This is a genomic window from Glycocaulis sp. (assembly GCF_052168375.1).
GTDB lineage: Bacteria > Pseudomonadota > Alphaproteobacteria > Caulobacterales > Maricaulaceae > Glycocaulis.
Genome location: NZ_JBQLZR010000220.1, coordinates 1 through 8,685 on the forward strand (window position 1 = coordinate 1; position 8,685 = coordinate 8,685).

The 8,685-nt window shown below is 65.0% G+C and carries 7 protein-coding genes and 1 pseudogene; 3 read left to right on the plus strand and 5 right to left on the minus strand.

Features of this window, described 5'->3' with window-relative positions; translation table 11 throughout:
* The 4 genes from glyS to ACTS2Z_RS08940 form a co-directional block, all read right to left on the minus strand.
* Positions 1-2,126: glycine--tRNA ligase subunit beta (glyS, locus tag ACTS2Z_RS08925; RefSeq protein ID WP_442572868.1), on the minus strand; the 2,126-nt coding region annotated here is incomplete at its 3' end.
* A 19-nt stretch (positions 2,127-2,145) separates the two neighbouring features.
* Entirely contained in the window at positions 2,146-2,745 is a 600-nt protein-coding gene (locus tag ACTS2Z_RS08930) for a glutathione S-transferase family protein (protein WP_442572869.1), read from the minus strand.
* Complete coding sequence (locus ACTS2Z_RS08935; RefSeq protein WP_442572870.1) at positions 2,745-3,341, minus strand: glutathione S-transferase family protein; 597 nt, start codon at positions 3,339-3,341, stop codon at positions 2,745-2,747. Before ACTS2Z_RS08935 ends, ACTS2Z_RS08930 begins: the two co-directional genes overlap by 1 nt.
* Positions 3,341-4,222, minus strand: a complete 882-nt coding sequence (locus ACTS2Z_RS08940; protein ID WP_442572871.1) for a glycine--tRNA ligase subunit alpha — start codon at positions 4,220-4,222, stop codon at positions 3,341-3,343. The genes ACTS2Z_RS08935 and ACTS2Z_RS08940 overlap by 1 nt, the downstream gene beginning before the upstream one ends.
* A 283-nt stretch (positions 4,223-4,505) precedes the next feature.
* On the opposite strand from ACTS2Z_RS08940, the gene nadA reads away from it, so the two are divergent.
* From nadA to nadC, 3 genes are all read left to right on the plus strand, one after another.
* Positions 4,506-5,633: a quinolinate synthase NadA gene (nadA, locus tag ACTS2Z_RS08945; RefSeq protein ID WP_442572872.1), complete on the plus strand. Its 1,128-nt coding sequence runs from the start codon at positions 4,506-4,508 to the stop codon at positions 5,631-5,633.
* Between the two features lie 134 nt (positions 5,634-5,767).
* A complete protein-coding gene (locus tag ACTS2Z_RS08950; RefSeq protein ID WP_442572874.1) occupies positions 5,768-7,255 on the plus strand; it encodes an L-aspartate oxidase in 1,488 nt (495 codons plus the stop codon).
* On the plus strand, positions 7,252-8,085 hold the full coding sequence (gene nadC / locus ACTS2Z_RS08955; protein ID WP_442572873.1) for a carboxylating nicotinate-nucleotide diphosphorylase: 834 nt from the start codon (positions 7,252-7,254) through the stop codon (positions 8,083-8,085). The genes ACTS2Z_RS08950 and nadC overlap by 4 nt, the downstream gene beginning before the upstream one ends.
* A gap of 8 nt (positions 8,086-8,093) precedes the next feature.
* Here nadC and ACTS2Z_RS08960 read toward each other — a convergent pair.
* Positions 8,094-8,685 (minus strand): annotated as a pseudogene (locus ACTS2Z_RS08960) (aminotransferase class V-fold PLP-dependent enzyme); the annotation flags it as partial.

Here is an 8,685-nt window from a genome sequence, read left to right on the forward strand (position 1 = left end):
GCGAGGATGGTGAGTATCCCCCCTCCGTCAGCTGCGCTGACACCTCCCCCGTGAACGGGGGAGGAAATCGCTGCACCCTCTTTCTCCCCCTGCTTGCGGGCGGGGTGAGACGCATCGCGTCGAACGTCCGAAGGGCCGAGGGGGGAAGTGAAGGAGGGGTCAAGCTCTTTCAGAGCTGCCGCCACGTCAAAGCCCTTCTCTTCCTCTTTCTTCAATATGTTCGCCGCGCGCCGGTAACCGGCCAGCAGCGCCGCGCCATCCTCGGTGTCGAGGAAGGCCTGCAGCGCACGCGATTTCGCCGTGACGCGCACGAGGTCGTCATCACCCAGCGCAAACACCGCATCGATCACATCGTGGCGGATGCCGTCATCGCGGAGGTGAACTTTCAGCCTGTCCGCGAAGAAGAGTTCCAATTCAATCGACACGACTTGTTCGTCGCTTTGATCATTGGTTTTTGGAACCACACCTGAGAGAATTTGAAATGCTCTCATCATCGGTTGACTGAGTGGCAGCGAGAATTGGTTGCTAAGAACAATCCTGATCACCCCCAGCGCCGCGCGGCGCAGGGCGAACGGGTCTTTCGAGCCGGTGGGTTTTTCATCGATCGCCCAGAAGCCGACCAGCGTATCGAGCTTGTCGGCGAGCGCGACCGCCGCGCTGACAGGCGCGGTCGGTACGGCGTCTGACGGGCCTTGCGGCTTGTAGTGATCGCGGATGGCATCGGCAATCTGCTGGCGCTGGTCCGCCGAGAGGCCGGAAAGCATCCCCCCTCCGTCAGCTTCGCTGACACCTCCCCCGTGAACGGGGGAGGAAACCGCTGTCCCCTCTTTCTCCCCCCGTTCACGGGGGGAGTGGTCCGAAGGACCGAGGGGGGGAGTTTCAAGCGCATAATAGCGCCCCATCACGCCCTGAAGCTCCGGGAATTCATAGACCATCTGGCTGACAAGGTCGGCCTTGGCGAGTTTCGCCGCGCGGAACGCCAGCTCCGGGTCTGCACCCACGGCAGGGGCCAGTTCGCGCGCCAGCGCAGCGACGCGCTCCACCTTGTCGGCCAGCGTGCCGAGCTTCTCGTGGAAGGTGACCTTGGAAAGCTCTCCCGCCATCGCCTCAAGCCCGCGCTTGCGGTCGAGGTCCCAGAAATGGCGGGCATCGGACAGGCGCGCCGAGACAACACGGCCTGCGCCGTGCGCAATCGCCTTGCCGCCATCACTGGTGTCCTGATTGGCGATCTTCACGAATTTGGGGGCTATTCTGCCGGTCTTGGGATCGCGCACTGCGAAGTATTTCTGGTGCACCTTCATGGTGAGCGCGATCACTTCCGGCGGCAGGTCCAGGAAGGCCGGGTCGATCTCACCCAATACGGCCACCGGCCATTCGGCAAGACCCGTCACTTCCGCCAGCAGCCCCTCATCCTCGATCAGCTCAAGGCCGGCATCCGCGCAGACGCGCCTCGCGCCTTCCAGGATGAGGCCCGAGCGCTCGGCGCGCGTCAGCACCACGCCATTTTCGCGAAGCTTAGCCGCGTAATCGGCATGGTCCTTTACCGCGAAAACACGGCTCGCCTTCGAATGGATGCGGTGGCCTTCGGTGAGGTTTGACGCCTCGATCCCGAACACCTTTACCGGCACCACGGCGCCGTCCAGCAGGCAGATGATGCGGTGGAGCGGGCGCACCCAGCGCTGGGCCTTCTCGCCCTCGCCGAACTTCATGGACTTTGGCCAGGGGAAGTTGCGGATCGCGCTTTCCAGCGCTTCGGCGATGACCTCTTGCGCCGCACGGCCCGGCTTCTCGATGACGGCAATGTAGAAATCACCCTTGGGCGTGTTTTCAATGCGGCACTGGTCGAGGCTCTCAAGTCCCGCTCCGCGCAGGAAGCCCTGAACCGCCTGGTCCGGCGCGCCGACGCGGGGTCCTTTTCGCTCCTCGCGCACATCTGCCGTGCGGGCGGGCACGCCGTCCGCCACCAGGCCGATGCGGCGCGGGCCGGAGAACGTCTCGAGGCTCTCCACCGTCAGGCCGGCGGCCTTGAAGGCTTCGCCCATGAGCCGGGCAAGGTCTTCCTCTGCCCGTGCCTGCATGCGGGCCGGGATTTCCTCGCAGAAAAGTTCGATCAGTAGCTGGGCCAAGGGAAATGCGATCCGGTTCTTACTGGTTGGTGGCCTGCATGCGGGCATAGGCGGGGCGCGCGTGCAGGCGGGTGATGTAGTCGTCAATGCGCGGATTGTCGGGCATCAGCTTGAAGTGCTTGAGCCAGCCGAGCGCCCCGCCGATCAGTATGTCCGCTGCCGAAAAGCGCTCGCCCAGAAGATAGGGGCCGTTCTCCAGCGCCGTCTCGACGAGCGCGATGACCGTCTCCCACTCGCCCCAGCCGACCGTGCGCGGATCGACATCAAGGTTTTGCGCCTTGGTGACGATGGCCGGTTCCAGAACGCCGGGCCGGAAGACCGTCCAGTAGAGATAATCCATGCGCAGCGGATCGCCGATGGCAGGTGCAAGCCCGGCCTCAGGGAAGGCGTCGCAAAGATAGAGCGAGATTGCCGCCATCTCGGTCAGTGTCTTGCCGTTATGGCGGATGGCGGGAACTTTCCCGGCCGGGTTCACTTTCAGGAACTCGGCCTCGCGCGTCTCGCCGCCAAACACGTCCACCTTGCGCAGCTCGTAGGGCACGCCCAGCTCTTCCACGAGCCAGACCGTGCCGGTGGAGCGGGTATTGGGCCCGTGCCAGACGATCAGGTCAGCAGCCATTAGCCAGCTCCCTGGGTTCGCTTGAAGGCCGGACGGCTAGTCACCGCCTCGACATAGCGCTCCGTCGCCGGGCGGGCGTCGAACATGCCGAAGCGGGTGGCCCAGTACAGCGAGCCTCCGACCAGCAGGTCAGCGGCGGTAAACCAGTCGCCGAACAGATAGGGATTGGCCGACTCCAGCCGGGTCTCGGCCGCGCTGATGACGGTTTCCACATCACCCCAGCCGGCCTGACGGCGCGTGGTCTCGAACTTCAGGCCCGCCTGAAGCATGGCCGGGTCGATGGCAGTGCCCTGAAAGATCAGCCAGCGCAGATATTCGCCGCGGCGCGGGTCATTGATGCCGGGTGCCAAGTCCACTGGGGACTTGTACTTGTCGGCCAGATAGATCGTTATCGCAGGCGTATCGCTCACGCTGATCTCGCCGTCCGTCAGGGCCGGTATCTTGCCGAGCGGGCTGATCTTGAGGAAATCCGGCGTCCGCATGGAGCCGTCTTCATAGTCTACAGGCACCAGCGTGTAGTCGATCCCCAGCTCCTCCAGAAGCCAGTGCATCAGGGTCGCGCGCGACTGCGTGTTGTGAAACAGGCGGACCGCCATCACGCCGCCTCCCGCTTCTGCTGCTCCACCCAGGCGCTCGCGCAGCCTTTGGCAAGCTCACGCACCCGCGCAATCCAGCTGGCGCGCTCCGCAACGGAAATCGCGCCGCGCGCATCGACAAGGTTGAAGAGGTGGGAGGCCTTCAGGCACCAGTCATAGGCCGGCAGGGGCAGGGGCTTTTCCAGCGAGAGCAGGGCCATGCACTGCTTTTCCGCGCCCTTGAACCACTCGATCAGCATGTCGACATCGGCATGTTCGAAATTGAAGGCCGAGTGCTGGCGTTCGTTCTCGAGGAACACGTCGCCGTAAGAGAGGCCCGCGCCGTTGAAATCGAGATCGTAGACATTCTCCACGCCCTGCACATACATGGCGAGGCGTTCGAGCCCATAGGTCAGTTCGCCCGAGACCAGCTCCACATCCAGCCCGCCGACCTGCTGGAAATAGGTGAACTGGCTGACTTCCATGCCGTCGCACCAGACCTCCCAGCCAAGGCCCCACGCGCCCACGGTCGGGTTCTCCCAGTCATCCTCGACAAAGCGGACATCATGCAAGCGCCGGTCAATGCCCAGCGCATCCAGCGAGCCGAGATAGAGGTCCTGAATGTCGGCGGGGCAGGGCTTCAGGAGCACCTGGAACTGGTAATAGTGCTGCAGCCGGTTCGGGTTCTCGCCATAGCGCCCGTCGCCCGGACGGCGCGAGGGCTGCACATAGGCGGCGCGCCAGGGCTTTGGCCCCAGCGAATGCAGCGTGGTCGCCGGGTGCAGCGTGCCCGCACCAACCTCGGTGTCATAAGGCTGGAGAATGGCGCAGCCCTGATCGGCCCAATACCGCTGGAGCGTCAGGATCAGGTCCTGAAAGGAAGGGGCTTTGGGCTGGGCCATGACACGGGTTCCGGCGGGTGTGAAAATCGCGCGCGAACCTAGGCGCGCCCGCGCCCGCAATCAAGCCGCAGATCAGGCGGTGTCCGGGCCTGTTTTCAATCTCGGGGCAGGCCTAACGGTGGGCTGTCAGAAAACTGTCTTGCATCCCCCCTTGCCCGGGCGTAGAAACACCCCACCTTAGGCTCAGTTAGAGCAAAACGGCGTGACCGGTGATCGGCCCGCCGATTTTCTGGCCCCACCAATTGCTCAAAATGAGCAAAAGGGTGCAAAAGGAGGCAGAGCGATGGACCGGCACGACCCGACCCGCCACGAGGCTTTTGACACGCCATGGCCGCAAGCTGATGCGCTGGTCTATGACGACGGCGTCAAGGCGCGCACCGATCATCTCTATGACAAGGTCAAGGATGTCGTGACCCCGATGGAGTGGCCGCTTCACGCGCCGCTCATCGATGCCATCAACCGGCTGAAGGTCGAGCGCGGCGCCGTCATCCTCGCGCACAACTACATGACCGCCGACATCTTCCATACGGTGGGCGACATCATGGGTGACTCCCTGAAGCTGGCGCAGGAAGCGGCCCGGACAGAGGCCGGGGTGATCGTGCAGGCCGGCGTGCATTTCATGGCCGAAACCGCGAAAATCCTCTCCCCGGAAAAGACCGTGCTGATCCCGGATGAGCGGGCGGGCTGTTCGCTTGCCGCCTCGATCACGGGCGCCAATGTCCGTGCCATCCGCGAGGCCTATCCCGATTATCCGATCGTCACCTATGTGAACACCTCCGCCGAGGTGAAGGCGTATTCGGACATTTGCTGCACCTCGTCCAACGCGGTGCAGGTGGTCGAGGCCATCGCGGCGGAGTGGAACACCGACACCGTCATTCTCATTCCCGACGAGTATCTCGCCAAGAATGTGGCCAGCCAGACCGGTATCCGCATCCTGACCTGGAAAGGCTCCTGCGAGGTGCATGAACAGTTCACGGCAGAGGATATCGAGGCGCTTCGTGCAGCCCACCCGGACGCCATGATTATCACCCACCCCGAATGCCCGCCGAACGTTCTCAAGGCCGCCGACTTTGCCGGTTCGACCGGCGCAATGGCCGCCTATGTGAAGGACCACAAGCCGCAGACGGCGATCCTCATCACTGAGTGCTCGATGAGTGACAATGTGGCGGTGGACAATCCGGGCGTGAATTTCGTGAAGCCCTGCAATCTGTGTCCGCACATGAAGCGCATCACGCTGAAAGGCATTTACGAGGCGCTGCGCGACATGAAGCACGAGGTACATGTCGATCCGGAAATTGCCGCGCGCGCCAAGGCGAGCGTCGATGCCATGCTGGCCCTGCCGTCACCGGTAAAGCCTGCCGCCTTCGACACCTCCAAGCCGGTCGTGCCGGTGCCGTATGTAAGCATCTAGCTGCCCACGTCTCGTTTTCCCGGCGCAAGCCGGGATCCAGACCAGCTGGGCACCGGCTTGCGCCGGTGAAACGCGGATCAAAGGTCCTCTCAGTGTCCTACCCCCTCATCATTGTTGGCGCCGGCATAGCGGGCATGTGGACGGCGCTCCACGCTGCGCCGCGCGCCGTGATCCTGCTGACGGGTGCGCCGCTCGGCACAGGCAGTTCCACCGGCTGGGCACAGGGCGGTGTCGCGGCAGCATTGGGCGAAGACGACACGCCCGCCCTGCATGCGCGTGACACGATTGCAGCCGGTGCCGGGCTGGTGGATGCACACGCTGCACGACTGCTGGCGGAGGCCGGTCCTGCCGAGATCGAGGCACTCTATGCGATGGGCGCGCCCTTTGAGCGCGAGGCAGACGGGCACTGGTCGCTCTCTCGCGAAGCCGCCCATTCGCGTGCCCGCGTCGCCCGTGTGAAGGGTGACCAGGCCGGAGCCGGTATTCTCGCGGCTCTCATCAAGGCTGTGAAATCGGCAGCCCACATTGATGTTCGCGAAGGCTGGCGGGCCGCCGGTCTGATCCCGGATGAAGGTGAAGGTTGCGCCGGGGTCATGGCCCTCGATGAGGCAGGCCGCCGCCATGACCTTATCGCCAGCGACGTGGTGCTCGCGACGGGGAGCCTTTGCGGCCTTTATGGTGTCACCACCACGCCGGCCTCCAGCCAGGGGCAGGGGCTCGCCTGGGCGGCGCGCCTCGGCGCGGTGATCCAGGACCCGGAATTTGTCCAGTTCCACCCGACCGCCATTGATATCGGGCGTGACCCGGCACCGCTGGCGACCGAAGCCCTGAGGGGCGAGGGCGCCATCCTGACCGACCGGAGCGGACACCGCTTCATGCGCGGTGTGCATGACGATGCCGAACTCGCTCCGCGCGATGTGGTCGCGCGCGCCGTGCACCGGCAGGTGCATTCGGGCAGGGGCGCGTTTCTGGATGCGCGCGCGGCGGTCGGGGCAGAGTTTCCCGAGCGCTTTCCGGCTGTTTTCGCGGCCTGCATGTCCGCCGGGATCGACCCGCGTGAGGCGCCCATTCCGGTCGCGCCTGCCGCGCACTACCACATGGGCGGCATCGCTACCGATATTGACGGGTTTACCGGCGTGCCGGGCCTCTGGGCGGTCGGCGAATGCGCCTCGACGGGCATGCACGGGGCCAACCGTCTCGCCTCCAACTCCCTGCTGGAGGGGCTGGTCTTTGGCCGCCGCGCAGCCATTGCCTTGCGTGAACGAGGAAGGCGAAACCTGCACCCGCTGAAGAGTGAGCCTGCGCCAGACCTGACACCGGACGCGCTTGTCCGCCTGCGCGCTGCCATGTCAGCCTTTGCGGGCGTTGAGCGCGACGGGACAGGGCTAGCCCGGCTGCTGGACGAGATTGATGCGCTCGAAGCGATGTGCGGCGGGGCTGATGCGTTGATCGCGGTGCGCCTGGTCGCTGCTGGCGCGTATTTGCGCGAGGAAAGCCGGGGCGGACATTTCCGCACCGACCGGCCGGCAACCGCACCCCATGCCGTCCACACCCGCCTGACGCTGGAAGCAGCGCGCGCGGTGTCACACTTGCCCTTGCCGCTGGCGGAGCCTGCCGAATGAACCCTGCCTATATCGACGACATTGTGGCTCGCGCTCTGGCCGAGGATCTCGGTGGACGCGGCGACGTGACCAGTGATGCGGTAATCCCCGCCGATGCGCGTGCGCGGTTCGTGATCGCCGCGCGGAGCAAGGGCGTGCTGGCGGGCCGGGAAATCGCTGAAAGCGTATTCCGGCACTGCAGCCTCGATCTTCAAACCCACTGGCAGGCAAAGGATGGTGACAGCCTGTCAGCAGGCGAGGTCGTGATGAGCGTTGAAGGTCCGGTGCGGGCCATTCTGGCGGCTGAACGCACGGCATTGAACTTCCTTGGCCGTCTCAGCGGCATTGCCACGCTGACGCGCGCTCATGTGGATGCGGTCGCCGGCACAGGTGTGGCCATCGCCCATACCCGCAAGACGACGCCCACATTGCGCGCGTTGGAGCTTGCAGCGGTTCGCGCAGGTGGCGGTGCCAGCCACCGCTTCGGCCTCGACGATGCCATCCTCATCAAGGACAACCATGTCGCGATTGCTGGCAGTGCAGGCGAGGCGGTGCGCCGTGCGAGAGCCCATGCCGGACACATGACGCGCGTGGCCGTGGAGATTGACCGGCTCGACCAGCTGGAAGAGGCCATTGCCGCCGGTGCCGACAGCATACTGCTCGATAATTTCACGCTTGATGACATGGCGCGCGCCGTGGACGCGGCGAAGGGACGGGTAATCCTTGAGGCCTCCGGCGGCGTTACCCTGGAGACGCTGCGCCCTATCGCAGAGACGGGTGTCGACGTGATTTCGGTCGGGGCGCTGACCCATTCCGCGCCGAATTTCGATTTCGGCATGGATGAGGCGTAGGCAGGTTCCTACTCCACCGGCAGGGAGAACTGGCGCAGGCGCTCCACTGCTTCGGGCAGGCGCGGACGAGCTTCCGGGCAGGGCGAGAGGGCACAGGCGCGGCTTGCGGCCTCTTCCAGCAGGGCGTCAAGAAGAGCAGCACGGTCCTCGCTGCGCTCACCGCACAGCACATCGCGGGCATCGGCGCGCGACGCGCCCCGCCAGCTCCAGGCGCCGCTGGCAATATCGAACCGGTAGAGATCGAGAAACTTCCAGCCCTCGGCCGAAAGGAAGGCAATGGCCCGGATGAGATAGTCTATCTCGGCCTCGTCCAGTGCCCAGTGCAGGCTGACCCGGCTCCAGCCCGGACGCAGGCCCGCATGACCCGACAGGACCGCCTGCCGGTAGGCAAGAGCCTCGTCCTCGCCCAGCCCCAGAAGGTCGTGTGCGTAAGGCCCGGCGCAGGCGCAGCCGGCGCGGGCCTGAATGCCGAAAAGATCGCTCAGAAGCGTGGTGACAAAGCGCGGATGCAGCCAGCCGCCGCGCGGATCGCGAAGGTTGAACGAGACAATCGCCAGACGGCGCGACGGGTCCTGCGGCCCCAGTATCTCGATGCCGGGA

Coding starts and splice junctions, on each gene's coding strand:
- ACTS2Z_RS08930 (WP_442572869.1), bottom strand. CDS start 2,745: ATGGCTGCTGACCTGATCGTCTGGCACGGGCCCAATACCCGCTCCACC.
- ACTS2Z_RS08935 (WP_442572870.1), bottom strand. CDS start 3,341: ATGGCGGTCCGCCTGTTTCACAACACGCAGTCGCGCGCGACCCTGATG.
- ACTS2Z_RS08940 (WP_442572871.1), bottom strand. CDS start 4,222: ATGGCCCAGCCCAAAGCCCCTTCCTTTCAGGACCTGATCCTGACGCTC.
- nadA (WP_442572872.1), top strand. CDS start 4,506: ATGGACCGGCACGACCCGACCCGCCACGAGGCTTTTGACACGCCATGG.
- ACTS2Z_RS08950 (WP_442572874.1), top strand. CDS start 5,768: ATGTGGACGGCGCTCCACGCTGCGCCGCGCGCCGTGATCCTGCTGACG.
- nadC (WP_442572873.1), top strand. CDS start 7,252: ATGAACCCTGCCTATATCGACGACATTGTGGCTCGCGCTCTGGCCGAG.